This is a genomic window from Rhizobium sp. LARHSG275 (assembly GCF_052871115.1).
Genome location: NZ_JBIXJN010000014.1, coordinates 62,174 through 89,018 on the forward strand (window position 1 = coordinate 62,174; position 26,845 = coordinate 89,018).

Sequence of the window (26,845 nt, forward strand, 5' to 3'; positions counted from 1 at the left end):
GAGTGCCGGCTTTCCGTCAGCGCTTAGCGCAGCTTCGGCCGCAGGGCAACGATTGCCGCGGCCGTTTCCTCGATTGAGCGGCGGGTGACGTCGATCAGCGGCCAGTTATGGCGGGCGCAAAGCGAGCGGGCATATTTCAACTCCTCCGAAATCGCGGCACGGTCGGTATAATGTTCGCGATCGAAGCCCTGTGTCACGCCGAGCACACGATTTTCCCGCACCTGGGAAATACGGTCGGTGGTGGCGATCAGGCAGACGATCAGCGGTTTGCTCGCGACGAAGAGGCTCTCCGGCAATGGCACACCATAGACGATCGGAATGTTCGCCGTCTTGATGCCTCGGTTGGCGAGGTAAATGCTGGTCGGTGTTTTCGACGTGCGGCTGATGCCGATGATCACGACATCGGCGTCGTTGTAATCGTCGGGCATCTGGCCGTCGTCGTGATCCATGGTGAAATTCAGCGCTTCGATGCGCGCGAAGTAGCCGGCATTCATCACATGCTGGGCCCCAACCCGACGGCGCGACGGAGCGCCGAGATAGATCTGGAAGGCATTCATCACCGGCTCCAGCACATTCACCGAGGCGACGCCCATCTCGATGCAACGCTCATCGATCAGGCTTGCAAGCTCCCGGTCGACAATGGTGTAGAGCACGATGCCAGGGGCGTCATCGATCGCCTGCAGAACCGGCAGCAGCTGCTTGCGATTGCGGATCAACGGATAGACATGTTCGATCGGCTGCGCTGATCTGAATTGCGCCGACGCGGCGCGCCCGGCCGAGATCAGAGTCTCTCCCGTTGAGTCAGAAATCAGATGCAGATGGAAGAAGTTCGTTCTGTTCTCCACGCTATTTTCCGCTGCCTGTTGAAAAGACTGGATGAAACAGAGCTACGGCGGCGAGGCAGTCTCCGGCAAGGGAAAACATGCCTCCTTATCCACATTTCGGATTTTGCGGGTCGGTTTTGATTGGCCCTGTGGACGATGGGGAAGAGATCTATTTCTCGAAAGCCGGTCCACAGCCTATCCACAGCTATAGGAAAAATTGCCGACCCGGAAGGATTTGGAATCATTTTCAGATTTGGCTTCTCCCCGAGATTCGGTCGAGAAGGACAAATCTTTCCGATGTTGTTTTGCAGGCGCGCGACAAATGGCGACGGCAGTGGATGGATTTTAATCCTTGATAGTCACCGACTCTAAGAAATAGAAACCTTTTAAAATATCTTTGATTTTTTATAGGGAAGAAGCGCTTGAGCGATACGCGCCGAAAGATCATGAGGGTTTTGAGTGGCGAGAGCCTCTCCCCTCCTCCTCTCTGGCTGATGAGACAGGCAGGACGTTATCTCCCGGAATATCGGGAGACTCGGGCAAAGGCAGGGAGTTTTCTCGATCTCTGCTACACGCCTGAGCACGCCGTCGAAGTGACATTGCAGCCGATCCGCCGCTATGGCTTTGATGCGGCCATACTGTTTTCCGATATCCTGGTCATTCCCGATGCAATGAAACGGAATGTCCGGTTCACCGAGGGCCATGGCCCGGAGATGGATCCGATCGATGAAGCCGGGATCGGCAGATTGAATGGCGAAGAGGTTGTCGATTATCTCAGACCGGTTCTGGAGACGGTGCGGCGGCTGCGGGAGGAGTTGCCAGTCGAGACGACGCTGCTCGGCTTCTGCGGCGCGCCCTGGACGGTTGCGACCTACATGATTGCCGGGCACGGCACGCCGGATCAGGCTCCTGCGCGCCTCTTTGCCTACAGGCATCCCCGCGCGTTCGAGCATCTGCTGATGCTGCTTGCCGACGTATCGGCCGATTATCTGATCGCCCAGATCGATGCCGGCGCCGATGCCGTGCAGATCTTCGATTCCTGGGCTGGCGTTCTCGGCGAGAAGGAGTTCGAAGCTTTTGCGATCAGGCCGGTTGCGCGGATGATTGCTTCGGTCAAATCGCAACGGCCACATGCTCGCATCATCGCTTTTGCCAAGGGCGCCGGCTACCAGCTGAAAACCTATCGTCAGAAGACGGGTGCTGATGCGATCGGCCTCGACTGGTCGGTCCCGCTGGCCTTTGCCGCCGAACTTCAGAAAGACGGACCGGTTCAGGGCAATCTCGATCCGATGCGCGTCGTTGCCGGCGGCCGGGCGCTGGAAGAGGGCATCGACGATATATTGCAGCATCTCGGCAATGGACCGCTGATCTTCAATCTCGGTCACGGCATTACACCGCAGGCTGATCCCGAGCATGTACGGCTGCTGGTCGATCACGTGCGAGGCGGGCGCGTGCGAAGCGGGGCGTGACGATGGAAAAACAGACCGATCGGAGGTCTGGCGCCTACGCCAGGCGCCGGGCTCATTTTGCGCTGGCCTTCTTCGCGTTGATGGCGGTCGGGCTTTTTGCGTGGAACCCCGATAATCTCTACCTCTGGATCAAGGCGCTGCACATCATCGCGGTCATTTCCTGGATGGCCGGGCTGTTCTATATGCCGCGGCTGTTCATCTATCACACCGATGCAGAGCCTGGCTCCGTGCAATCGGAAACCTTCAAGGTGATGGAGCGTCGGCTGCTTCGAATCATCATGACGCCGGCGATGATGTTGACGTGGATTTTTGGCCTCTATCTCGCCTGGTCAGCCTATGGATTCCACGGCGGCTGGCTGCATGCCAAGATCGGTCTCGTCGTGTTGCTGACCGGTGTTCATATGTTCTTCAGCCGCGCCGTCGGAGCGTTCGAGCGGGATGAAAATCGCCGCTCCGCGCGCTATTGGCGGTTCATGAACGAAGCGCCGACAGTGCTGATGGTCGTGATCGTCATCCTCGTCGTGGTGAAGCCGTTCTGAGGAAAATCGTCCTCAGGTTAAATTTGCTTCATTTTAAGCAGCCCTCTTGCGGCAGCGATTGCGAGTCGCTATTTTCCGCGCATCTCATCTACGTGGCATGTGTGTAGAGTTCAGTCGTCTGCGAGCCCTTTCGCGGTACCGAATACGACCCAACATCGCCTTTCCCCTTTGAAATTGAAAAGAGTATTGGTCACTTCATGGCTGAAATGAAGCTTCAGGAACTTAAGAGTAAATCCCCGACGGATCTGCTGGCATTTGCCGAATCGCTCGAGGTTGAGAATGCAAGCACGATGCGCAAGCAGGAGCTGATGTTTGCGATCCTCAAGATGCTTGCCAGCCAGGATGTCGAAATCATCGGCGAAGGCGTCGTCGAAGTGCTGCAGGACGGTTTCGGCTTCCTGCGTTCGGCCAATGCAAACTACCTGCCGGGCCCGGACGATATTTATATCTCCCCGTCGCAGATCCGCCGTTTCTCGCTGAAAACCGGCGATACCGTCGAGGGCCCGATCCGCGGGCCGAAGGAAGGCGAGCGCTATTTCGCCCTGCTCAAAGTCAACACCATCAATTTCGACGATCCGGAAAAGATCCGTCACAAGGTTCATTTCGACAATCTGACGCCGCTCTATCCGAACGAGCGCTTCAAGATGGAACTGGATATTCCCACCACCAAGGATCTGTCGCCGCGTGTGATCGACCTCGTGGCGCCGCTCGGCAAGGGCCAGCGTGGATTGATCGTCGCGCCGCCGCGCACCGGTAAGACCGTGCTGTTGCAGAACATCGCGCATTCGATCACCGCCAACCATCCGGAGTGCTATCTGATCGTCCTGCTGATCGATGAACGCCCGGAAGAAGTGACCGACATGCAGCGCTCGGTTCGCGGCGAGGTTATCTCCTCGACCTTCGATGAACCGGCTGTGCGTCACGTGCAGGTGGCCGAGATGGTCATCGAGAAAGCCAAGCGCCTTGTCGAACACGGCCGCGACGTTGTCATCCTGCTCGATTCGATCACGCGCCTGGGCCGTGCCTATAACACGGTCGTTCCCTCGTCAGGCAAGGTCCTGACCGGTGGTGTGGACGCCAACGCTCTGCAGCGGCCGAAGCGCTTCTTCGGCGCGGCGCGTAACATCGAGGAAGGCGGCTCCTTGACGATCATTGCAACCGCGCTGATCGATACCGGCAGCCGCATGGACGAAGTGATTTTCGAAGAGTTCAAGGGTACCGGCAACTCGGAAATCGTCCTCGACCGCAAGGTCGCCGACAAGCGCATCTTCCCGGCGATGGACATCCTGAAGTCCGGCACGCGCAAGGAGGATCTTCTCGTTCCGCGCCAGGATCTGCAGAAGATCTTCGTGCTCCGCCGCATCCTTGCTCCGATGGGCACGACCGACGCGATCGAATTCCTTATCGACAAGCTGAAGCAGACGAAGAACAATTCCGACTTCTTCGATTCGATGAACACGTAATCCTTAGCCGGATTCACCCCATAAGAGCTGGAGGCATTGTGATGATGCCGCCAGCTTTTCTATTTAAGAGGAATCGATTTCGATTCCAATGGACCAAGCGATATGGCCATGTTGAATGATACCATATATGCGCTATCGAGCGGCGCCCCGCCTTCAGGGGTTTCAGTCATTCGGATCAGTGGTCCCCTGACCAAAGATATATTGGTAAGGCTCATCGGATCCGTGCCGACAGCCCGGAAGGCATCTTACCGGACGATTCGGACTCGTAACGATCAGCCGATTGATAGCGGTCTGGTATTATTTTTTCCTGCCCCGAATTCGTTTACCGGCGAGGATGTTGCCGAGTTGCAAATCCACGGCAGCCGAGCGGTTCTGGCGGCGCTATTTCATGCACTTGGCGATATTCCAGGTGTTCGGATGGCAGTCGAAGGCGAGTTCTCCCGTCGGGCCTTTGAAAACGGCAAACTTGATCTGGTCGAGGTCGAAGGTCTGGCCGACCTCATTGGCGCCGAGACTGAAATGCAGCGCCGCCTTGCAATCGAACACAGCGCAGGTGGGCTTTCCACACTTTACGATTCGTGGGCGGAACGATTAACGCGCGCCCGAGCGCTGATCGAGGCGGAACTTGATTTCCCCGACGAGGATGACGTTCCAGGGTCGGTGTCGGATATGGTCTGGGCCGATATGGGGAAGCTTCGCAATGATATCGAGCATCACCTGGCGGCAGCCTCGGCCGGCGAGATTATCAGAGACGGCTTTAAGGTGGTCATCGCCGGCGCTCCGAACGCTGGAAAATCGAGCCTTTTGAATGCTTTGGCGCGTCGTGACGTGGCAATCGTGACGGAGATTGCCGGAACGACGCGCGATGTCCTGCAGGTTGATCTCGATATCGATGGTTATCTGATCAAGCTCTATGACACTGCGGGACTTCGTGAGGCGGACGACAGGGTCGAAATGGAAGGCGTGCGGCGCGCACGTATTGCGCTTCGCGATGCCGATCTTATCCTGATGCTGGTTGACATGACGGATCCTCAGATTCCTGACGACTTGGAGCGAGCCTCTCCACATGTTACTGTCGGGACAAAGAAGGATCTCATCGATATCGCAGCGGATCGGTATGATCTGCAGATTTCGACGGCGACGGGTGATGGTCTGACGGAACTACGCCGGTTGATCGGCAATATTGTCGACAAACGTTTTGGCGGCCTGTCTATGGCAATCCCCAGTCGGCAACGGCATAAAGATTCGCTAACGAAATGTTTAACGGCGCTCGATGCGGCAATATCGCAGACGGATGTGAATCTCGAACTGCGGACCGAGCAGCTGCGAATTGCCGCTGAGTATTTGGGGAGAATTACTGGAAGAGTGGACGTCGAACAGCTGCTCGAGGTGATCTTCTCGGAGTTTTGTATCGGCAAATGATTCACGTGAAACCCTGCGCCAGCTTGCGCCGGTTTCACGTGAAACGTCTGCCGGATGTGGAGTCTTGAATGACGGATAATGCCTTCGATGTAATTGTGATAGGTGGCGGCCATGCAGGCTCGGAGGCTGCTTGCGCAGCTGCGCGCCTCGGGGCGAAAACCGCACTGATTACGCATAGACGAGACACGATTGGCGTCATGTCATGTAATCCGGCAATCGGTGGGCTTGGCAAGGGCCATCTGGTTCGGGAGATCGACGCGATGGACGGCCTGATGGGTCGTATTGCCGACGTCGCGGGCATTCAGTTCAGGATGCTGAACAAGAAGAAGGGCGCGGCGGTCCGCGGTCCGCGGACGCAGGCCGATCGAAAGCTTTATCGCCTGGCAATGCTGGCGGCGATCGAAGCAACGCCAGGCCTGGATATCATCGAAGGCGATGCATTTGATCTGGATGTTGTCGATGGCCAGGTCGCCGGCGTGATTATGAAGGATGGTCGAACCCTGAAAGCGCCGTCGGTGGTTTTGACCACTGGAACCTTTCTGCGGGGCCTTATTCATATCGGTTCGGAAAAGACACCAGCCGGGCGTGTTGGTGAAGCACCGTCAATCGGATTGTCTGCGACCCTCGCCCGCCTGGGATTGCGGTTGGGACGTCTGAAGACCGGAACACCAGCGCGACTGGATGGAAAGACGATCGACTGGCAATCCGTCGGCCGACAAGGGGCTGACGAGGAGCTTGTTCCCTTCTCTTTCATGACCGACGCGATTACCACGCCACAGATCGAATGCGGGGTCACCAGGACGACGGAAGCGACCCATCGCATCATTGTCGACAATATTATGCGCTCGGCAATGTATTCCGGGCAGATCGAAGGCGTCGGGCCTCGTTATTGTCCGTCTATCGAAGACAAGCTAGTGAAATTCGGAGAGCGGGATGGACATCAGGTCTTTCTCGAGCCCGAGGGACTGGACGATGACACGGTCTATCCGAACGGGATTTCGACCTCCTTGCCGGCGGAGGTGCAGTCAGACTTCATCAAAACGATTCCGGGGCTTGAAGTGGCAAGAATTCTGCAACCGGGCTATGCGATCGAATATGATCATGTCGATCCGAGGGAGCTGACGCCATCGTTGGAGGTCAAACGGTTGAGGGGCCTGTTTCTCGCCGGTCAGATCAATGGGACCACCGGATATGAAGAAGCAGCCGCCCAAGGCCTGGCAGCCGGGCTGAATGCTGCATTGCGAAGCAGCGATTCGGAACCGTTTCATTTTAGCCGAACAAGCTCCTATATCGGTGTCATGATTGACGATCTCACCTCGCGTGGCGTTACGGAACCGTATCGAATGTTTACATCCCGTGCGGAATATCGACTGACGTTACGGGCTGACAATGCCGATATGCGCTTGACGCCCTTGGCCATGCGGCTTGGATGCGTGAGCGGCGAGCGCGTACAGCGATTCACGTGCTATCAGGCAGAAATCGAAAATGGCCGAGCGCTGCTGCGGTCGCTGGCGGTTACGCCGAGCGAGGCCCGCCGTGCTGGCTTGAATATTAATCTCGATGGGCAGCGCCGAACTGCCTATGATTTGTTGTCCTATCCGAATTACGATCTGGCCGCGCTCCGGCATGTTTGGCCGGAGGCGCTTGACGCGATCCGGCCGAAAGTCGCGGAAGCGTTGGAAATCGAGGCCGGGTATTCGGTTTATCTGGATCGGCAAGCCGCGGGGATTGCCGATCAGCAGCGCGACGAAGACCGGCAGATACCGCTAGATTTCAATTATGACGTACTCTCCGGTCTTTCGAACGAGCTCAAGGCAAAACTCAGCGCTGCTCGACCTTTCAGCATCGCCCAGGCCGCAATTGTTGAAGGGATGACGCCCGCAGCAATCGCATTGCTGCTTGTGCACTTGCGTCGCCTACCCTCCCCCGCTCGTCATAGCGCCTGATTACAAGATTTGAGAGTCTTTCGGAATGGAATTAAACGGTTTGCGTGTTTCACGTGAAACACAGGAACGGCTGCAACACTTTGCCGCGCTGTTTCAGAAGTGGGCGAAAGCAGTTAATCTGGTGGCGCCGTCGACACTCGATGACCTTTGGCACCGGCACATCGCCGATAGCAGCCAAATCTTTCAGATTCATCCGCAGCCTGTTACCTGGGTTGACCTCGGTAGCGGAGGTGGCTTTCCCGGCGTTATTACCGCAATTTTTCTGGCCGAGCTGCAAGGTGGATGGGTCCATCTGGTCGAAAGCAGCCATAAGAAGGCAGCGTTTCTGCGCACGGCGCTGCGGGAGACAAATGCGCGCGGCAGCGTGCATAGTATTCGAATCGAAGATGCTTATCCGGTGGTTGGCGAATGCGGTGCGATTTCAGCGCGTGCGCTTACCGATCTTGATGGGCTCATCGGATATTCGGCCCCTTGGATGCTTGGCAAGGAATATTGTCGTGGCTTTTTTCATAAAGGCCGGGATTACCGGAAGGAAATCGACAAAGCACGTGGTCGGTGGGAATTCGATCTGGTAGAACATAAGAGCGCCGTCGGGCAGGAATCTGTTATTTTAGAAGTATCAAATCTCCGGCGCTTGGTTTAACAGATCGGATATTGCGGCAATGGCTGGCGAACGACATCGGATTATCACCATCGCAAATCAGAAGGGTGGCGTTGGCAAGACGACCACAGCAATCAATCTGGCAACAGCGCTTGCTGCCATTGGCGAGCGCGTCTTGATCGTCGATCTCGACCCGCAGGGTAATGCCAGCACCGGCCTTGGTATCGATCGTCGTGATCGCAAACTCTCCTCCTACGATCTGATGGTTGGAGATCGGGGCATCCCCGAAGTGACTCTCGAGACGGCGGTTCCGAATCTCTTTATCGTCCCGTCGACGATGGATTTGCTTGGCATCGAGATGGAGATCTCGCAGCAAAGCGATCGTGTCTTCAAATTGCGGAAAGCCTTGTCTTCGCCGGAAGCCATGGCATTTTCCTATATTCTTCTGGACTGCCCACCGTCGTTCAATCTGCTGACGATGAATGCCATGGCGGCGGCGCATTCGGTTTTGGTACCATTGCAATGTGAATTCTTTGCGCTGGAGGGATTGAGCCAGCTGCTTGAGACCGTCAGCCAGGTCCGGCGAACGGTTAATCCGCGTCTGGATATTCAAGGGATCGTCTTGACGATGTTCGATGCGCGCAACAATCTTGCGCAGCAGGTGGTCAATGACGTGCGCACGCATCTCGGAGAAAAGGTTTACCACACGTTGATTCCGCGCAACGTCCGGGTTTCCGAGGCGCCGTCCTACGGCAAGCCGGCTATTCTCTATGATTTGAAGTGCGCGGGCAGCCAGGCCTATCTGCAGCTGGCCTCCGAGGTCATCCAGCGGGAGCGGCAAAGACTGGCCGCGTGATATCGTTTTAGGCGTGTAGGTGAGTGTAGATCATGAATGACGATGTATCGAAGAGGCGATTGGGCCGCGGCCTTGCGGCGTTGATTGGTGAAATGGATCAGCCTGTCCCGGTGGAAGCCGAGCGGACTATCAGTGCCGACAGAATGATCCCGATCGAGTTCGTCAGCCGTAACCCTCGTAACCCTCGTCGTTTCTTCGATGACACAGAGCTCCACGATCTCGCAAGTTCGATTCGCCAACATGGTATTGTTCAGCCGATTGTTGTGCGGACGATGTCGCGGGATCGATATGAAATCATCGCCGGCGAGCGACGTTGGCGCGCAGCTCAGCTTGCCGGGCTGATCGAGATTCCTGTCATTGTCCGTGATGTGGATGACAAGACGGCGCTGGAAATCGCCATTGTCGAAAACGTGCAGCGCGCGGATCTCAATGCCCTCGAAGAGGCGTTGGGTTATGAGCAGCTTATTGCGGAATATGGTTACACGCAGAACGACCTTGGGGAAATCATTGGTAAAAGCCGCAGCCACGTTGCCAATTCCTTGCGCTTGCTGAAGCTGCCGGATCCGGTTCGCGATTTGCTTGCCGCTGGGAGCCTTTCGGCCGGGCACGCGCGCGCACTGGTTTCGACATCTGACCCGGCAAGTCTTGCCCGTACGATCGTTGCCAAGGGCATGTCGGTGCGTGATGCAGAGAAGCTCGCACAAAACAATATCAAGGCCCAATCGGAACCACAGCAGCCGGCTTTGCGGCGAGATCAGAAGGACTCCGACACGCTGGCGCTGGAACGGACACTTTCCGATGCGCTCGGCCTTGATGTTGCGATCAATCACAAGGCAAGCGGCGGTCAGATCAAAATTTCCTATAAGTCACTGGAGCAGCTCGAGGAAGTCTGCCGCTTGCTCGAGAGGCGTTAAAGCGTCGTGCGTCCCTTTAGGCGCACAAAGGACGCTCTCACTCTTTGCTAGTCAGGCGGATTTCCGGCCGGATTGAAGGGTGGTGGATAGAAGCGTTTGCATCGCAACGCTGTCCTCCAGCACTTGTCGCCGTCTGCTTTGCAAGATAGCGGCCTGCAGCCGGTTGGATTCTCGGGCGATGCTTTCGGCGGTCCACTGGCGCAGTGCCTGTTCGATGATCGGCTTGCGGCGAAAATGCAAATGCCGCCCCATCGTCTGCATGATTTGAGGCGGCTGCAGCCGTCTTTCATCCATTTCGGCGCGCATCGAATCCAGAAGCTGGAATTGTTTCAGGCATGCCTGGAGAACCAGAAAGATCGCCGTTTTCGAGCTGCTGATCTTTTGCATCGCGTGCAGAAAGGCATTGAGATCACCGCCGAGAATGGCGTCGACGGCGTCGTCGACCGAAATGGCGCTGGCGTCGCCGATTATTTCGGTAACGTGATGTTCTTCGACGGTATTGAAGCCGCGGCAGTAAAGAGCGAGCTTGCGCACCTCGTTTCGCGAAGCGATCCGATCGCCGCCGATCAACGCGATTAGCGCTTGGCGCGCCGCCGGCGTAATACCGAGCTTCTCTGCGCTAAGTTCAGTATCGATCAAGGCATTCAGGGCGCGGCTGTCGTCGGCGTAGGAGGGGATCGTCATGACAGATCGCGCGGCTTCCGCGGTCTTGCGCAGCGGCGAGCCCTTCTTCAGGTCGCCGGCCTCGACGATCAGATAGGCGGCTTCGAGTGGTTTTTCGGCCAGCAGTGCCAGGGACTCGACGAGGTATTTCTCGTTGGCGGCGCCGCGGATCCAGATCAGTTTCTCACCGCCGAACAACCCGATCGACTGGACCTCGTCGACCAATCGCCCGGGATCCTTCTGCAGGTCGCCGACATCGAGTTTCGTCAGCGAGAAGGGATCATCGAGCGCGACACCGCTCTTGCCGGCGAGCAAGCCTGCTCGTTCGGAAACAAGGCCGCGATCCGGCCCGTAGATGACGAAAATACGATAGTTCCGTGCCGATTTCTGCAGGAACGTCTCGAATTCGTGGGATTTTATCTCGGCCACATCTCCGCCCTCAGCGGCTGAGGGCAGCGGCTATATCGGCCCCGACGAATTCCGCTACCTGATCTGCCGCACGATTTTGGGCATCACGGATTGCGCGCTGCTTGGCGAATTCCTGGTCAGGGAAATCCACCAGCGCCGTGGTCGCGCGGCTGCCGGCCTTGATGACATGATTGTCGGTCGCCGCGCGTAGCGTGTAGGTGACGCTGACGGTCACACGACCGGCTCGCGACGTGTCGCCAGATTCCCTCAGCAACGTGTCGGCAACGGTCGAGGAGGCGTGCATTTCGACGAGATATTCCGGTTTTTCCGGCTCGCCGGCTCCACGCGACGATAGGAAAATCAAGTGGTTACGAACTTGTTGTTCGACGCGGCTACCTGCTGGGGAAAAGCCGACCGAGGAAAGCTTTTCAGTAACACCGGAACTCTCGGAGTAGAGCGGACGAACCTGGCAGGCGGAGAGAAATGCCGCGGAGGCAAGGATCATGGCGATGCCGGCATTGCGGGCCAGCTTGCAGGCGATATCAGACGACAATGTTTACAATCCTTTGGGGAACCACGATGATCTTCTTCGGTGCCTGTCCGTTCAACGCGTTCTTCACCGCATCCAGATTCAGCACGGCGTCGGTAACGGCATTCTGATCTGCATCGCGAGAAATTGTCAATTCAGCGCGTTTCTTGCCATTGATCTGTACCGGCAGGACGACATCGTTTTCGATAACGAGTGTTTCGTCGTACTGCGGCCAGCTTGCCCGGGCAAGCAGCCCTTCGTTGCCGAGTGCGGCCCAGCATTCCTCAGCCAGGTGCGGCGTCATCGGAGAGACAAGCTGAATCAGGATCTCGGCGGCATCGCGTACCGCTGCGCGATAGGTGGCATCACCCTCACCTGCCGCAACCTTCGTCATCGGTGCGGCCAGCGCGTTGACGAGTTCATAAATTCGGGCAACGGCCTTGTTGAACCAGAGCTTGTCGTAGTCGTTCTGCACGGCCTTCAGTGTCTTGTGGGCAGCCTGCGAGATTGACAACGCTTCCCCATCGGTTGCCGGCGCAGGGGCGACGGTAGAGAGCGCGTCCGCAGCTTCGGAAATCAGGCGCCACAGACGCTGGGTAAAGCGATGAGCACCTTCGACGCCCGCCTCGGACCAGATGACATCGCGCTCCGGCGGGGAGTCGGACAGAACGAAGAAACGAGCGGTATCGGCGCCGTAGGAGGCAATGATATCGTCAGGATCGACGACGTTCTTCTTCGATTTAGACATTTTCTCGATCGAGCCGATCGCGACTTCCTCGTTATTCGTCAGCAGGAAAGCCCGGCGTTTGCCGTCGAGTTCGTCGATGCGGATATCGGCGGGTGCCACCCATTCGCGGCCGGCGCCGGCGCCGCGGCTATAGGTTTCGTGGACCACCATGCCTTGGGTGAAGAGACCTTTGAAAGGTTCGGTGGCGGCGACGTGACCGGTCTCGCGCATGGCGCGGGTGAAGAAGCGGGAATAGAGCAGGTGCAGGATCGCGTGCTCGATGCCGCCGATATACTGGTCGACCGGCAGCCAGCGGTTTGCCGCTTCCGGGTCGGTCGGCTTGTCTTCCCAGGGCGCGGTGAAGCGGGTGAAATACCAGCTCGAATCGACGAAGGTATCCATTGTATCCGTCTCTCGGCGTGCATCCTTGCCGCAGTTCGGGCAAGAGACATGACGCCAGGTCGGATGACGGTCGAGCGGATTGCCGGGCTGGTCGAAAGCGACGTCGTCAGGCAGCTTGACAGGCAGGTCCACCTTCGGCACCGGCACAACACCGCAATCATCGCAATGGATGACCGGGATCGGGCAGCCCCAATAACGCTGGCGGGAAATACCCCAGTCGCGCAGACGGAAATTGACCTTGCGCTCGCCCTGCGGCGCATTGCCGAGCGAAGCGGCAGACAGTCGATCGGCGACGATATTGAAGGCTTCTTCCGTGGTCTTGCCGTCGAGGAAGCGTGAATTGATCATCACGCCATCGCCGTCGTAGGCGGTGTCGCCGACGGAAAAGCTTGTTGCGTCGCCATCCCTCGGCATGACGACGGCCACGACCGGCAGGCCATATTTGCGCGCAAAATCAAGGTCGCGCTGGTCGCCCGACGGGCAGCCGAAGATCGCGCCCGTGCCATAATCCATCAGGACGAAGTTGGCGATATAGACAGGCAGCTCCCAAGAGGGATCAAGCGGATGCCGGACGCGGATACCGGTATCCATGCCCTTCTTTTCGGCGGTCTCGAGCGCTGCGAGCGACGTGCCGGCGCGACGGCACTCCTCGCAGAAGGCGTCGATATCAGGGTTCTTCGCGGCGGCATCCTTCGCCAGCGGATGATCGGCGGCGATCGCCAGGAAAGAGGCGCCGAAGAGCGTGTCCGGCCGGGTCGTATAGACCGTGACTTCGCTCTCGCCGGCAGGTGCCGTTTCCGGCACGATCTCCCACCGGATCGTCAGGCCCTCCGAACGGCCGATCCAGTTCTTCTGCATCAGGCGCACTTTTTCCGGCCACTGGTCGAGCGTATCCAGCGCGTCCAGCAGATCCTGGCTGAAGTCGGTGATCTTGAAGAACCATTGCGTCAGTTCGCGCTGTTCGACGAGCGCACCGGAACGCCAGCCGCGTCCATCGATTACCTGTTCGTTGGCGAGCACGGTATTATCGACAGGATCCCAGTTGACCTTGGACTGCTTGCGATAGACCAGGCCCTTCTCCAGGAAATCCACGAAGAGATGCTGCTGGTGCTGGTAATATTCGACGTCGCAGGTGGCGAATTCGCGGCTCCAGTCCAACGAAAGCCCCATGGCCTTCAGCTGCGCCTTCATCGAGGCGATATTCTGGTAGGTCCAGGAGGCGGGGTGAACGCCACGCTCCATGGCGGCATTCTCCGCTGGCATGCCGAAGGCGTCCCAACCCATTGGATGCAGCACGTTGTAGCCGCGGGCACGCTTGTAGCGGGCGACGACATCGCCCATGGCGTAATTGCGGACATGGCCCATATGGATGCGCCCCGACGGATAGGGGAACATTTCGAGGACGTAATATTTTTCGCGCGGATCGGCGTTGTCGGTCTCGAAGACCTTGTCTTCATTCCATTTCTGCTGCCAGCGGGGCTCGGCGTCGCGCGGATTATAACGTTCGGTGGCCATGGTATTCGTATTTCCGGAAAATCAGGGGAGTTGGTCGAGACCTTCACCATGAAACCACTACAGCGTCAAGTTTTGCAGGTGCTGCAAGCGTCCGATCTTGATTGTGACCAGGGATTTCGCCGAGACGGGACTTGGCAAGCACAGAATGGCTGGCTAGTTCATTCCAATCATTTCATTCCAGATATGTTGAGGCAGAACGATGGAACTTCGAGAGCGTTTGAACGACGTGCGGTCGCGGATTGCCGCCGCGGAACGCGAAGCAGGTCGTCCGGCGGGTTCCGTTCAGCTCGTCGCGGTGTCGAAGACCTTCGAGGCGGAGGCAATCCGACCGGCCATCGAAGCCGGGCAGCGTGTCTTCGGCGAAAACCGGGTGCAGGAAAGCCAGGGCAAGTGGCCGACGCTGAAGGCCGAGCGGCTCGATATCGAGCTGCATCTGATCGGACCGCTGCAATCGAACAAGGCGGCGGATGCCGTAGCGCTTTTCGACGTCATCGAGACGGTGGACCGGGAAAAGATCGCCCGCGCGCTTGCCGAGGAGATGAAGCGGCAAGGCAAGGTGCTGCGGCTTTACGTCCAGGTCAATACCGGGCTCGAACCGCAGAAGGCCGGCATCGCTCCGGAAGAGACGTCGGCCTTCGTCGCCTTCTGCCGCGACGAGCTCGGCCTTTCCATCGAAGGATTGATGTGCATTCCGCCGGCCGAGGAAAATCCCGGGCCGCATTTCGCTTTGCTGGCAAAGCTCGCGCTCAAATGCGGCGTCGAAAAGCTGTCCATGGGCATGTCGGGTGACTACGAGACGGCGGTCGCCTTCGGCGCCACAAGCGTCCGCGTCGGATCGGCGATTTTCGGCGCGCGCTGATACGCGGCTTTGGTCGGGCTTCCTGTCTCGCTTCACCCCGTCTAGATTTAAGATCGAGGTTGCATGTCCTGGGGAGGAGCAAATGCAGAACGGCTATCATCAGGCCTATGCGGCCTGGAAACGCGATCCCGAAGCCTTCTGGCGCGAAGCAGCCGTCGGCATCGACTGGTTCAAGCCGCCGGAGCGGATTTTTTCGCCCAGTGAGGGCGTCTATGGCCGCTGGTTCTCTGGAGCGGAAACCAATACATGCCACAATTGCGTGGACCGGCATGTGGCTGCCGGCCGCGGCGGCGAGACTGCGGTCATCTTCGACAGCGCAATGAACGGCGAGAAGCGCCGTTTCACCTATGATGAGGTGCTTTGCGAGGTGATGGCCATCGCAGCAGCGTTGGTCGAGCGCGGCATCGGCAAAGGCGATCGCGTCATCCTCTATATGCCGATGGTGCCGCAGGCGGTCTTTTCCATGCTCGCCTGCGCCCGCATCGGTGCGGTTCACTCCGTCGTTTTCGGCGGGTTTGCCGCCAGCGAACTTGCGGCACGCATCGACGATTGCGGTGCGAAGCTGGTGATCACCGCGAGCTGCGGGCTCGAGCCTGGTCGCATCGTCGCCTACAAGCCCCTGGTCGATCAGGCAATCGAGATCGCGCGTTCGAAGCCGGAGTACTGCCTGGTGCTGCAGCGGCCGGAGCTTCGGGCAGATCTCGCCAGCGGCCGCGATCAGGATTTCGAGGTGGCGGTGGCGCAGCATCGTGGCGCCGAGATCGCCTGTGTCCCCGTCAAGGCGACCGATCCGCTCTACATCCTCTATACCTCGGGCACGACGGGCCAGCCGAAGGGCGTTGTGCGCGACAATGGCGGCCATATGGTCGCGCTCAACTGGTCGATGCGGAATATCTACGGCTTGAAGCCGGGCGAGGTCTTCTGGACGGCTTCGGATATCGGCTGGGTCGTCGGACATTCCTATATCGTCTATGCCCCGCTGCTATCAGGCGTAACCACTCTGATCTTTGAAGGGAAGCCAGTCGGCACTCCGGATGCGGGCACATTCTGGCGCATTGTTTCAGAGTATCGAGTGCGGGTGCTGTTCACGGCGCCGACGGCATTCCGCGCCATCCGGCGGGAGGACGGTGACGGTGAACTGATGCGCCAGTATCCCATGCCGGATCTACGGGCACTGTTTCTTGCCGGCGAGAGGGCGGATCCGGAGACGTTGAAATGGGCCGAGCGCATGCTTGGCATACCCGTCATCGATCATTGGTGGCAGACGGAGACCGGCTGGCCGATCGCGGCAAATCCGCTCGGCCTCGGCGTCCTTCCCATCAAGCACGGTTCGCCGGCGCTGCCGATGCCCGGCTATGATATTGCGGTGCTCGACGATGCCGGTCATCCGATCGAGGCGGGAACGCTCGGCAATATCGTCGTGAAGCTGCCCTTGCCGCCCGGCTGTCTACCGACTCTCTGGAACGCGGACGAGCGTTTCCGCTCGGCCTATCTCGATGAGTTTCCCGGCTACTACAAGACGGCCGACGCCGGTTATGTCGACGAAGACGGCTATCTCTTCATCATGTCGCGCACCGACGACATCATCAATTGCGCCGGTCATCGGCTCTCGACAGGGGCGATGGAGGAGGTCTGTGCGCGTCATCCCGATGTCGCCGAATGCGCTGTTATCGGCGTCATCGATGCGTTGAAGGGCCAGGCGCCCTGCGGTTTCCTGGTGCTGAAACGACATGTTTCCCGTGACGCGACGGCGATCGAATCGGAGGTCGTGGCGATGATTCGTGATTCGATCGGACCTGTCGCCGCCTTCAAGACGGCCATCACCGTTAACCGCTTGCCGAAGACGCGCTCCGGCAAAATCCTGCGCGGCACGATGCAGAAGATCGCCGACGGCATACCCTGGAAAATGCCTGCAACCATCGATGATCCAACGATTTTGGAGGAAATTGCCGAGGCGCTGCGCGGGCGTGGTTTAGGCTCCCTGCCGATGTGACGGCAGGTTATGCATGATGCGGTCGCCATTACCGGGCTGCTACCCAGTCGCTCTCGATCGCCAACAGTTCGGCGCAGAACATTCTCACCCTGTTCCGCAGCTAATTCGAAATAGGCCATCCGCAACAAAAAACCCCGCCGGTCAGCTCATACCGGCGGGGTTTTTCATGAAATTACCGACAATCAGTACTGATCGTCGTCCTCGTCCTTCGGGGCCGAGCGCAGCGAGCTCAGCTTGCGGAAGACGGCGTCGGCGTCGATTTCCTTTTCCTTTTCCTCCTCGCGCTCGTAGCTCGGGGTCAGGCGCTCGGTTTCCTGTGCCGATTGCAGCGTTGCGCCCAGCTCGGCAGCGGTCGGCAGCGGACGGCCCTTGGAGGCCTTTTCCACTTCCATGTCGAGATCGATCTGGCTGCAGAGGCCGAGCGTGACCGGATCCATCGGCGCCAAGTTGGCGGAGTTCCAGTGGGTGCGCTCGCGGATCTGCTCGATGGTCGACTTCGTCGTGCCGACCAGGCGGGAAATCTGCGCGTCCTTCAGTTCCGGATGGTTGCGAACGAGCCAGAGAATGGCGTTCGGGCGGTCCTGACGCTTGGAAACCGGCGTATAACGCGGACCGCGGCGCTTGGATTCCGGCACCCGCACCTTCGGTTCGGAAAGCTTCAGCTTGTGGTTCGGATTGGCCTCGGCGCGGGCAATCTCGTCGCGGGAAAGCTGTCCAGTCGAGATCGGGTCGAGGCCCTTGATGCCCTGCGCCGCTTCGCCATCGGCGATCGCCTTGACTTCGAGCGGATGCAGTTTGCAGAACTGCGCAATCTGATCGAAAGACAGTGCCGTATTGTCAACGAGCCAGATGGCGGTCGCCTTCGGCATGAGCAGTGTTTGAGCCATGGATATAGTCCTTCTATCGTCCGCGCCGGTCGCGGTCCGTGGATTGTCACCACAATGTCCGGGAAATATGCCGCTATATAACCGCACTGTCGCAGAATTGCAATTCTTCCGAAATGAAATGACCTTCGTCTAATTGCCGTGGCGGTGCGAACTGCTATGAATTGCCGTGATTTCAAGTCCGGGCCCTGCTAGCTCATGCGGCCCGTCGCATGTCTCATGAGGAGGAGTTGCATGTCGGAGAAGATCTATCCGGTCACGAAGCCGGTGAAGGCGCGCGCCCTGATCGATAAGGAAAAGTACCTGAAATGGTACGAGGAAAGCGTCGAGAACCCGGACAAGTTCTGGGGCAAGCACGGCAAGCGGATCGACTGGTTCAAGCCCTATACCAAGGTCAAGAACACTTCCTTTACCGGCAAGGTGTCGATCAAGTGGTTCGAGGACGGTCAGACAAACGTCTCCTACAACTGCATCGACCGTCATCTGAAAACGAATGGCGACCAGGTTGCGATCATCTGGGAGGGCGACAACCCCTATATCGACAAGAAGGTCACCTACAACGAGCTCTACGAGCACGTCTGCCGGATGGCGAACGTGTTGAAGAAGCACGGCGTCAAGAAGGGCGATCGCGTCACCATCTATATGCCGATGATCCCGGAAGCGGCCTATGCGATGCTCGCCTGCGCCCGCATCGGCGCGGTGCATTCGGTCGTCTTCGGCGGTTTCTCGCCCGAGGCGCTGGCCGGGCGCATCGTCGACTGCGAATCCACCTTCGTCATCACCTGCGACGAAGGCCTGCGTGGCGGCAAGCCGGTGCCGCTGAAGGACAATACCGATACCGCGATCCATATCGCCGCCCGCCAGCATGTCAATGTCAGCAAGGTGCTGGTCGTTCGCCGCACCGGCGGCAAGACCGGTTGGGCGCCCGGCCGCGATCTCTGGTATCACCAGGAAATTGCCACGGTGAAGGCGGAATGCCCGCCGGTGAAGATGAGGGCGGAGGATCCGCTCTTCATACTTTATACGTCAGGCTCGACCGGCAAGCCGAAGGGCGTGCTGCATACGACCGGCGGTTACCTCGTCTATGCCGCGATGACGCATGAATATGTCTTCGATTATCACCACGGCGACGTCTACTGGTGTACGGCCGATGTCGGCTGGGTCACCGGCCACTCCTATATCGTCTATGGGCCGCTTGCGAATTGCGCGACGACGCTGATGTTCGAGGGCGTGCCGAACTTCCCGGATCAGGGCCGTTTCTGGGAAGTCATCGACAAGCACAAGGTCAACATCTTCTATACGGCGCCGACGGCGATCCGCTCGCTGATGGGTGCCGGCGACGACTTCGTCACGCGCTCCTCGCGCTCTTCGCTGCGGCTGCTCGGCACGGTCGGCGAACCGATCAATCCGGAGGCCTGGGAGTGGTATTACAATGTCGTCGGCGACAAGCGCTGCCCTGTCATCGATACATGGTGGCAGACGGAAACCGGCGGCCATATGATCACGCCGCTGCCCGGCGCCACCGATCTGAAGCCCGGTTCGGCGGCGACGCCGTTCTTCGGCGTCAAGCCTGAGCTGGTCGACAATGAGGGCAAGGTGCTGGAAGGCCCTGCCGACGGCAATCTCTGCATCACCGACAGCTGGCCGGGCCAGATGCGTACCGTCTATGGTGACCACGAGCGCTTCATCCAGACCTATTTCGCCACCTACAAGGGCAAGTATTTCACCGGCGACGGCTGCCGGCGCGATGCGGACGGTTATTACTGGATCACCGGCCGCGTCGACGACGTGCTGAACGTCTCCGGCCACCGGCTCGGCACGGCGGAGGTGGAATCCGCGCTCGTGTCGCACAATCAGGTTTCGGAAGCCGCGGTCGTCGGTTATCCGCATCCGATCAAGGGCCAGGGCATCTATTGCTACGTGACGCTGATGGCCGGTCACGAGGGATCGGATACGCTTCGCCAGGAACTGGTAAAGCATGTGCGGGCCGAAATCGGCCCGATCGCTTCGCCCGACAAGATTCAGTTTGCGCCGGGCCTGCCGAAGACGCGTTCCGGCAAGATCATGCGCCGCATCCTGCGCAAGATTGCCGAAGATGATTTCGGTGCTCTCGGCGACACATCGACGCTTGCCGATCCGGCAGTCGTCGACGATCTGATCGCCAACCGGCAGAACAAGGCGACCGCCTGATCGGATCGAGCCGCTCCAGCCCGTTCGGGCTTTCCGGGGCGGCTCACTTTGCTTGCGCATTGTTCCTGCGTGGTTTGCGTCCTCCGGCATATCCGAAGCCCCCGGAGAGAAGATTGCCGGCGAGGTGACACCCGCCAGAATGCGGTCAAATACCCGTCGCCTAAATTTCGTTAGCCGGATTCTCGGCCACGACGAGGGAGCCAATAGGAATATTGACTTAGAAATCGATCGCTCGGCCATTGATTTCGTAATCGCCGAAGCGTGCTGGCTCGGCTCCGCCGCGGCCGCCGATCTCAGGCGGCAACTCCAGCGGTTTCTGTTTCTCTCGCCGCTCTTCGGCTTCGGCAAGGGCGCGTCTGGCAGCCGGGGACAGTATCTTGCGCGGCGGCTCCGTTCCTTCGACCGTCGGCGTTTCGCTATTGTCGTTATCGGCGTCCTGCATGGCCGTCTCCTGCCGGAAAATATTGAAAATGGCTGGTGAATAACCAAATCATAATGCGCCGGTGCCGGGATTGAAAGCTTGTGACGCCGAAATCGGAGATGGAGATCCGCAATGAACCTCGTTCGCACTGCCATGTTGCTTGCCTTCATGACGGCGCTTTTCATGTTTGTCGGCTTCCTGATCGGTGGTCGGGCCGGCATGATGATCGCGTTCGTCATTGCCGCCGGCATGAATTTCTTCTCCTACTGGAATTCCGACCGCATGGTGCTTGCGGCCTATCGCGCTCAGGAGATCGATGAGCGCAATGCGCCGGAATTCTTCCGGATCGTGCGCGATCTCGCCCGCAATGCCGGTCTGCCGATGCCGAAGGTCTATCTCTATGACAGCCCGCAGCCGAATGCCTTTGCCACCGGCCGCAATCCCGACAATGCCGCCGTCGCCGCCTCGACCGGCCTGCTCGCTGCCTTGTCTCCCGAGGAGGTCGCAGGCGTTATGGCGCATGAGCTCGCCCATATCCAGAACCGCGACACGCTGACCATGACGATCACGGCAACGCTTGCCGGCGCGATCTCGATGCTCGGCAACTTCGCCTTCTTCTTCGGCGGCAATCGCGACAACAACAATAATCCGCTCGGTATCGTCGGCGTCCTCGTCGCGATGATCGTCGCACCGCTCGCCGCCATGCTGGTGCAGATGGCGATCAGCCGCACGCGCGAATATTCGGCCGACCGCCGCGGCGCCGAAATCTGCGGCAATCCTCTCTGGCTCGCTTCGGCGCTTGGCAAGATCGCGCGTGGTGCTGCCCACGTGCCGAACGCGGATGCCGAGCGCAACCCGGCGACGGCGCATATGTTCATCATCAATCCGCTCTCCGGCGAGCGCATGGACAATCTGTTTTCCACGCATCCGAACACGGAAAACCGTATCGCCGCGCTGCACGACATGGCGCAAGGCGGCATGAATGTCTCGACGCAGCCTGCTCGTGCTGCTAATCCGTCGCGCAAATCGCGCTCTGTTCCGGATACGGGTCTTGGTCGCGGTGGTTCGCAACCGCCAAAAGGTCCGTGGTCTTGAATTCAGACGGCACGAAGAAGCCATTCCGCAAGCATAAGCCCTCCACCGAGCGCTCTGCGCCTGATAAGCCTGGCCTGCAGGCCCGGGCTGCGGCGGCAAAAATTCTTGCTGCCGTCGTTGATCGCAAGCTGCCGCTCGACGGCGCTCTCGATCATGAACACGGCAATCCGGCCTATAGGGCGCTCGGCGAAAGCGACCGGGCGCTCGTCCGCGCCATCCTGAACACGACGCTGCGCCATTTGCCGCGTATCGATGCCGCGATTGCCGGGCTGCTGGATTCGCCGCTGCCGGAGGGCGCCAGGGCGCTGCATCACGTGCTTGCAATCGGGGCGGCGCAGATCCTCTATCTCGACGTGCCGGATCATTCGGCCGTCGATCTTGCCGTCGAGCAGGCCAATCAGGATCCGCGCAATCGTCGTTTCGCCAAGCTGGTCAATGCCATCCTCCGCCGGCTCGGCCGCGAGAAGGAGCAGGTGCTCGATGAGATCGGCAAGGTCGCGCCGATGCCGGCCTGGTTCATCGCCAGGCTGGAAAAGGCCTATGGCCGGGACGCGGCGCTGGCGATTTCGGAATCCCAGCTCGAACCGGCCGCGATCGATCTGACCGTCAAGTCCGACCCCGAAGGCTGGGCGAAGCGGTTGAACGGCGTCGTCCTGCCCACCGGCGGCGTGCGGCTCGCCGCTTTCGACGGCGGCATCCCTTCGCTCGAAGGCTTCGACGACGGCGCATGGTGGGTTCAGGATGCCGCGGCAAGCATCCCGGCGAAACTTTTCGGCGATCTCTCGGGCAAACGCACCGCCGATCTCTGTGCCGCGCCCGGCGGCAAGACGGCGCAGCTCATCCTTGCCGGCGGCGCAGTCACCGCACTCGACCAGTCGGAAAACCGGCTGAGACGGCTGCGGTCGAATCTCGACCGGCTCGGCCTCGAGGCGGAGACGATCCAGGCAGATTTGACGACATTCGAGCCGGCGGAGCGTTTCGACGCGATTCTGCTCGATACTCCCTGCTCTTCTACCGGCACGACACGCCGGCACCCTGACGTGTTGTGGACCAAGGGGCCTGAGGATATCGCCAGGCTGGCGGCGCTGCAGGAACGGCTGCTGCGGCATGCGCTGACATTGCTGAAGCCGGGCGGCACGCTGGTTTTTTCGAATTGTTCGCTCGATCCTGTCGAGGGTGAGGACGTCGTCGCCCGTGTACTTTCCGATACGGACGCGATTGAGCGCGTTCCGATCGGCGCCGTGGACTGGCCCGACCTTGAGGCGGCGATCACGCCGCTCGGCGAATTCCGCACGCTTCCCACGATGGCGAAAATGCCTGAAGGCATTGCCTCCGGCCTCGACGGCTTCTATGCGGCCGTACTGCGGCGCGTGGCCTGATGGCAGGGCTTGAGCGCTGGCAGTGAGCCTAGGCTATACGAGGTGTTTCATAGCCTCGTTTCGCGCACGCCGCTCTCCAAAACCCCCCGCTTGATTTCACGTGAAACGCGTTAATGTGCGTATATTCGAACCTTGTCACGAATTAATTCATTGCGGACGATGAAATCGGCCACTTTTCACCTATTCTTAACCACGAGGGTCAATAGACAATAGAATATGCAGTCCGGTCGGCGTTTTGCGAGCATGTATGTTCGGGAGGCTTGGCGGCGCGCCTTGCGCCGCGTCGCATTGCTGCGCCTGAAGCTCTTTCGTCATTCGATCAAGGTGCCCGAGCGTCTGATCGTCGCGCCGACCGATCTGCGCAGCATCGATCCGCATGTGGCCGACGAGATTCTCAACGGACGCTTTCTCCTGGCCGGGCGCATGCTGGAAACCAGCGAGAAGTCGCCCTTCACCTTCACCCTGCCCTCGCGCCCCTTCGCGATCCGTCTTCATAGCTTCGGCTGGCTGCGGCATATGCGGGCGAACAAGACGGAGCGCAGTTCGGCTGCCGCCCGCGCGATCGTCGACAGCTGGCTTTCCATCCATGCCGGACGTATGGAGGGGATTGCCTGGGAGACCGACGTCACCGCCCAACGCGTTATCGCCTGGCTGTCGCATTCGCCGGTGGTGCTGCAGAACGCCGACCGCGGCTTCTATCGTCGCTTCATGAAATCGCTGGCGTTCCAGGTAAGGTTCCTGCACCGGATGGCGCCGTTTACTCTCGGTGGCTTGGAGCTGTTTCGGCTGCGTATCGCGCTCGCCATGGCCTCCGTCGCCATGCCGGCGCGCGCCTCTACACTGAGAAGGGCGGCGCAGGCGCTCGACCGCGAATTCGACAGCCAGATTCTACCGGATGGCGGCCATGTGTCGCGCAATCCGCGCGTTGGGCTGGAATTGCTGCTCGATCTGCTGCCGCTCCGGCAGACCTATGTCAATCTCGGTCATGACCTGCCGCAGAAGCTGATCTCCGGCATAGACCGCATCTATCCGGCATTGCGGTTTTTTCGCCATCAGGACGGGGATCTGGCGCTCTTCAACGGGGCGACGTCGACGCTCGCAAACGAGCTGATGTCCGTGCTGCGATATGACGAGACAGCCGGTCAGCCGTTCAAGGCTTTGCCGCATTCGCGTTATCAGCGGCTTTCGGGGGGCAAGACGGTGATCATTGCCGATACCGGCACGCCGCCTTCGGGAGGCGCGCTTCGGACCGCGCACGCGGGCAGCCTCTCCTTCGAGATGTCGTCCGGCCGCCATCGCTTCATTGTCAATTCCGGTTCGCCGAAATTTGCCGGACACCGCTATGTCCAGATGGCGCGCACAACGGCGGCACATTCGACCGTCATCCTCAACGACACCTCGTCCAGCCGTTTTTCGCCCTCACCCTTCCTTGGTCACGCGATTACCGAACCGGTGAGAACGATCACTGTCGAGCGTGCCGAAACCGAGGACGGGCGCGACGGCATCAAGCTCAGCCATGACGGTTATCTCAGGGTGTTCGGGGTGCTGCACGAGCGTGAGCTGACGCTCAATGCTGCAGGCTCGATCGTGACGGGCCGCGACCGGCTCGTCGTCCGCGAAGGATATGAGCATGACGAGCCTCTGAAGGCCGTCGCCCGTTTTCATATCCATCCCTCGATCGTCCTGCATCAGAGTGACGGAGAGTCCGTGCTGCTGACGGCGCCGGACGGCGAAAGCTGGTTGTTTTCGGCGCCCGGCAATGAAGTGCTGATCGCCGAGGATATTTTCTTTGCCGACAGCTCCGGCATCTGCGGTTCGGACCAGATCGAAATCGACTTCGATCTTGCCGAGAAGACCGAAATCCGCTGGTTCCTATCTCGTAAAAGCTAGAGGCGGATGATTTCAGCCGAGTGGCCGAAGATTGGGATCGCACCCACACCAAAAAAGTAAGGTATGATGCTATCCAAAAATAGCTCGTGCTTTTCGACATCTGCTCTGACGCCTGTTTGCGTGGCGGCAAACCTGTGCTAACGCGGCGCCAGCATGCGAACATCCCTTGCGGATGTCCTCCCGAAGCCCGAACGGAGAAGGTTTCATGGCCGTCATTTCCAAGAAGATCCCCGCCCCCGACAAGGTAGAAATCAAGACCGCGCTCATCTCCGTCTTCGACAAGACCGGCATCGTCGACCTCGCCCACGCCTTGTCTGCCAGAGGTGTGCGGCTGCTTTCGACCGGCGGCACCTATAAAGCGATTACTGCTGCCGGTCTTGCCGTCACCGATGTCTCCGAAATCACCGGTTTTCCCGAGATCATGGACGGACGGGTCAAGACGCTGCATCCGATGGTGCATGGCGGCCTGCTGGCGATCCGTGACGACGGTGAACACCAGGAGGCGATGAAAAAGCACGGCATCGAGGGCATCGACCTCGCCGTCATCAACCTCTATCCCTTCGAGGAGGTGCGTGCGGCCGGCGGCGACTATCCGACGACCGTCGAGAATATCGATATCGGCGGTCCGGCGATGATCCGCGCCTCGGCCAAGAACCATGCCTATGTGACGACCCTGACAGATCCGGCCGATTATGCCGAACTGCTGGAGCAGCTTTCCGCAGATGACGGCAAGACCGCCTATGCCTTCCGCCAGCGGATGGCCGCCAAGGCCTATGCCCGCACCGCCGCCTATGATGCAATGATCTCTAACTGGTTCGCCGAGGCGCTGTCGATCGACACGCCGCGCCACCGGGTCATCGGCGGCGCGCTGAAGGAAGAGATGCGCTACGGCGAAAACCCGCATCAGAAGGCCGCCTTCTATGTCACCGGCGAGAAGCGCCCGGGTGTTTCGACGGCCGCTCTTCTCCAGGGCAAGCAGCTCTCCTACAACAACATCAACGATACGGATGCCGCCTACGAACTGGTCGCCGAGTTCCTGCCTGAGAAGGCGCCGGCCTGCGCGATCATCAAGCATGCCAATCCCTGCGGCGTCGCCACCGGATCCAGCCTGGTCGAGGCCTATCAGCGGGCGCTCGCCTGCGATTCCGTTTCCGCCTTCGGCGGCATCATCGCCCTCAACCGGACACTGGATGCCGAAACGGCTGAGGAGATCGTCAAGCTCTTCACCGAAGTGATCATCGCGCCCGATGTCACGGAGGAGGCAAAGGCGATCGTCGCCCGTAGGCCGAACCTGCGGCTGCTGTCCGCCGGCGGGCTGCCTGATCCGCGTGCCGCGGGCCTGACGGCAAAGACCGTTTCCGGCGGCCTGCTGGTCCAGAGCCGCGACAACGGCATGGTCGAGGATCTGGAACTCAAGGTCGTCACCAAGCGCGCGCCGACGGCACGGGAACTTGATGACATGAAGTTCGCCTTCAAGGTTGGCAAACATGTGAAATCGAATGCCGTGGTCTATGCCAAGGACGGCCAGACCGCCGGTATCGGCGCAGGCCAAATGAGCCGGGTCGATTCCGCCCGCATCGCCGCGCTGAAGGCCGAAGAGGCCGCCAAGGCGCTTGGCCTTGCAGTGCCGATGACGCACGGGTCGGCGGTTGCCTCCGAAGCCTTCCTGCCTTTTGCCGACGGTCTTTTGTCGATGATCGCGGCAGGGGCGACGACGGTTATCCAGCCGGGCGGATCGATGCGCGACCAGGAGGTCATTGATGCCGCTAACGAACACGGCGTCGCAATGGTCTTTACCGGCATGCGCCATTTCCGGCACTGAGTGATTGTACGCCGCCGTCGGCCAGGGCAGAGCT

At 59.6% G+C, this 26,845-nt stretch carries 21 protein-coding genes; 15 read left to right on the forward strand and 6 right to left on the reverse strand.

Annotated features, from left to right (window positions below):
- Positions 1–23: 23 nt before the first annotated feature.
- Positions 24–845 (reverse strand): pyruvate, water dikinase regulatory protein, encoded by an 822-nt coding sequence (locus tag ACIPSK_RS20040; RefSeq protein ID WP_011649834.1) that lies wholly within the window; start codon positions 843–845, stop codon positions 24–26.
- 401 nt (positions 846–1,246) lie between these two features.
- Between ACIPSK_RS20040 and hemE the strand changes: the two genes are divergently transcribed.
- From hemE to ACIPSK_RS20080, 8 genes are all read left to right on the forward strand, one after another.
- Entirely contained in the window at positions 1,247–2,293 is a 1,047-nt protein-coding gene (hemE, locus tag ACIPSK_RS20045) for a uroporphyrinogen decarboxylase (protein ID WP_162114955.1), read from the forward strand.
- Between the two features lie 2 nt (positions 2,294–2,295).
- Positions 2,296–2,832 carry a protoporphyrinogen oxidase HemJ gene (hemJ, locus tag ACIPSK_RS20050; RefSeq protein ID WP_162114956.1) on the forward strand — a complete coding sequence of 179 codons (537 nt, stop codon included), beginning with the start codon at positions 2,296–2,298 and terminating at the stop codon, positions 2,830–2,832.
- Positions 2,833–3,029: 197 nt separating this feature from the next.
- Positions 3,030–4,295 carry a transcription termination factor Rho gene (rho, locus tag ACIPSK_RS20055; protein ID WP_011654069.1) on the forward strand — a complete coding sequence of 422 codons (1,266 nt, stop codon included), beginning with the start codon at positions 3,030–3,032 and terminating at the stop codon, positions 4,293–4,295.
- 102 nt (positions 4,296–4,397) lie between these two features.
- Positions 4,398–5,717, forward strand: a complete 1,320-nt coding sequence (mnmE, locus tag ACIPSK_RS20060) for a tRNA uridine-5-carboxymethylaminomethyl(34) synthesis GTPase MnmE (RefSeq protein WP_162114957.1) — start codon at positions 4,398–4,400, stop codon at positions 5,715–5,717.
- Positions 5,718–5,785: 68 nt separating this feature from the next.
- Entirely contained in the window at positions 5,786–7,663 is a 1,878-nt protein-coding gene (mnmG, locus tag ACIPSK_RS20065; RefSeq protein WP_162114958.1) for a tRNA uridine-5-carboxymethylaminomethyl(34) synthesis enzyme MnmG, read from the forward strand.
- A 25-nt stretch (positions 7,664–7,688) separates the two neighbouring features.
- Complete coding sequence (locus ACIPSK_RS20070) at positions 7,689–8,306, forward strand: 16S rRNA (guanine(527)-N(7))-methyltransferase RsmG (RefSeq protein WP_162114959.1); 618 nt, start codon at positions 7,689–7,691, stop codon at positions 8,304–8,306.
- 19 nt (positions 8,307–8,325) lie between these two features.
- Entirely contained in the window at positions 8,326–9,120 is a 795-nt protein-coding gene (locus tag ACIPSK_RS20075) for a ParA family protein (protein ID WP_017966014.1), read from the forward strand.
- A 32-nt stretch (positions 9,121–9,152) separates the two neighbouring features.
- Positions 9,153–10,034: a ParB/RepB/Spo0J family partition protein gene (locus tag ACIPSK_RS20080; protein ID WP_017966015.1), complete on the forward strand. Its 882-nt coding sequence runs from the start codon at positions 9,153–9,155 to the stop codon at positions 10,032–10,034.
- A gap of 51 nt (positions 10,035–10,085) precedes the next feature.
- On the opposite strand, the gene holA is transcribed toward ACIPSK_RS20080, so the two are convergent.
- From holA to leuS, 3 genes are read right to left on the reverse strand one after another with little or no spacing between them, the layout of a single operon-like run.
- The gene (gene holA, locus ACIPSK_RS20085; protein ID WP_162114960.1) at positions 10,086–11,126 is read right to left on the reverse strand and encodes a DNA polymerase III subunit delta; all 1,041 of its coding nucleotides are present in this window, start codon (positions 11,124–11,126) and stop codon (positions 10,086–10,088) included.
- A 10-nt stretch (positions 11,127–11,136) separates the two neighbouring features.
- A complete protein-coding gene (lptE, locus tag ACIPSK_RS20090) occupies positions 11,137–11,658 on the reverse strand; it encodes an LPS assembly lipoprotein LptE (protein ID WP_017966017.1) in 522 nt (173 codons plus the stop codon).
- Positions 11,648–14,278 (reverse strand): leucine--tRNA ligase, encoded by a 2,631-nt coding sequence (gene leuS / locus ACIPSK_RS20095; protein WP_162114961.1) that lies wholly within the window; start codon positions 14,276–14,278, stop codon positions 11,648–11,650. The genes lptE and leuS overlap by 11 nt, the downstream gene beginning before the upstream one ends.
- Before the next feature lie 199 nt (positions 14,279–14,477).
- On the opposite strand from leuS, the gene ACIPSK_RS20100 reads away from it, so the two are divergent.
- Together ACIPSK_RS20100 and ACIPSK_RS20105 are read left to right on the forward strand one after the other, a co-directional pair.
- Entirely contained in the window at positions 14,478–15,137 is a 660-nt protein-coding gene (locus tag ACIPSK_RS20100) for a YggS family pyridoxal phosphate-dependent enzyme (protein WP_162114962.1), read from the forward strand.
- 82 nt (positions 15,138–15,219) lie between these two features.
- Positions 15,220–17,130: a propionyl-CoA synthetase gene (locus tag ACIPSK_RS20105; RefSeq protein ID WP_162114963.1), complete on the forward strand. Its 1,911-nt coding sequence runs from the start codon at positions 15,220–15,222 to the stop codon at positions 17,128–17,130.
- 182 nt (positions 17,131–17,312) lie between these two features.
- On the opposite strand, the gene ACIPSK_RS20110 is transcribed toward ACIPSK_RS20105, so the two are convergent.
- Entirely contained in the window at positions 17,313–18,017 is a 705-nt protein-coding gene (locus ACIPSK_RS20110) for a DUF1013 domain-containing protein (RefSeq protein ID WP_007632151.1), read from the reverse strand.
- Positions 18,018–18,248: 231 nt separating this feature from the next.
- On the opposite strand from ACIPSK_RS20110, the gene acs reads away from it, so the two are divergent.
- Positions 18,249–20,204 (forward strand): acetate--CoA ligase, encoded by a 1,956-nt coding sequence (gene acs / locus ACIPSK_RS20115; protein ID WP_162114964.1) that lies wholly within the window; start codon positions 18,249–18,251, stop codon positions 20,202–20,204.
- A gap of 217 nt (positions 20,205–20,421) precedes the next feature.
- On the opposite strand, the gene ACIPSK_RS20120 is transcribed toward acs, so the two are convergent.
- Positions 20,422–20,646, reverse strand: a complete 225-nt coding sequence (locus ACIPSK_RS20120) for a DUF1674 domain-containing protein (protein ID WP_162114965.1) — start codon at positions 20,644–20,646, stop codon at positions 20,422–20,424.
- Between the two features lie 111 nt (positions 20,647–20,757).
- On the opposite strand from ACIPSK_RS20120, the gene htpX reads away from it, so the two are divergent.
- The 4 genes from htpX (at position 20,758) to purH (ending at position 26,811) form a co-directional block, all read left to right on the forward strand.
- Complete coding sequence (gene htpX / locus ACIPSK_RS20125) at positions 20,758–21,720, forward strand: zinc metalloprotease HtpX (protein WP_162114966.1); 963 nt, start codon at positions 20,758–20,760, stop codon at positions 21,718–21,720.
- The gene (locus tag ACIPSK_RS20130) at positions 21,711–23,099 is read left to right on the forward strand and encodes a transcription antitermination factor NusB (protein ID WP_162114967.1); all 1,389 of its coding nucleotides are present in this window, start codon (positions 21,711–21,713) and stop codon (positions 23,097–23,099) included. The genes htpX and ACIPSK_RS20130 overlap by 10 nt, the downstream gene beginning before the upstream one ends.
- 216 nt (positions 23,100–23,315) lie before the next feature.
- The gene (locus ACIPSK_RS20135) at positions 23,316–24,989 is read left to right on the forward strand and encodes a heparinase II/III family protein (RefSeq protein ID WP_162114968.1); all 1,674 of its coding nucleotides are present in this window, start codon (positions 23,316–23,318) and stop codon (positions 24,987–24,989) included.
- Positions 24,990–25,194: 205 nt separating this feature from the next.
- Positions 25,195–26,811: a bifunctional phosphoribosylaminoimidazolecarboxamide formyltransferase/IMP cyclohydrolase gene (gene purH / locus ACIPSK_RS20140; RefSeq protein ID WP_162114969.1), complete on the forward strand. Its 1,617-nt coding sequence runs from the start codon at positions 25,195–25,197 to the stop codon at positions 26,809–26,811.
- Positions 26,812–26,845: the final 34 nt, after the last annotated feature.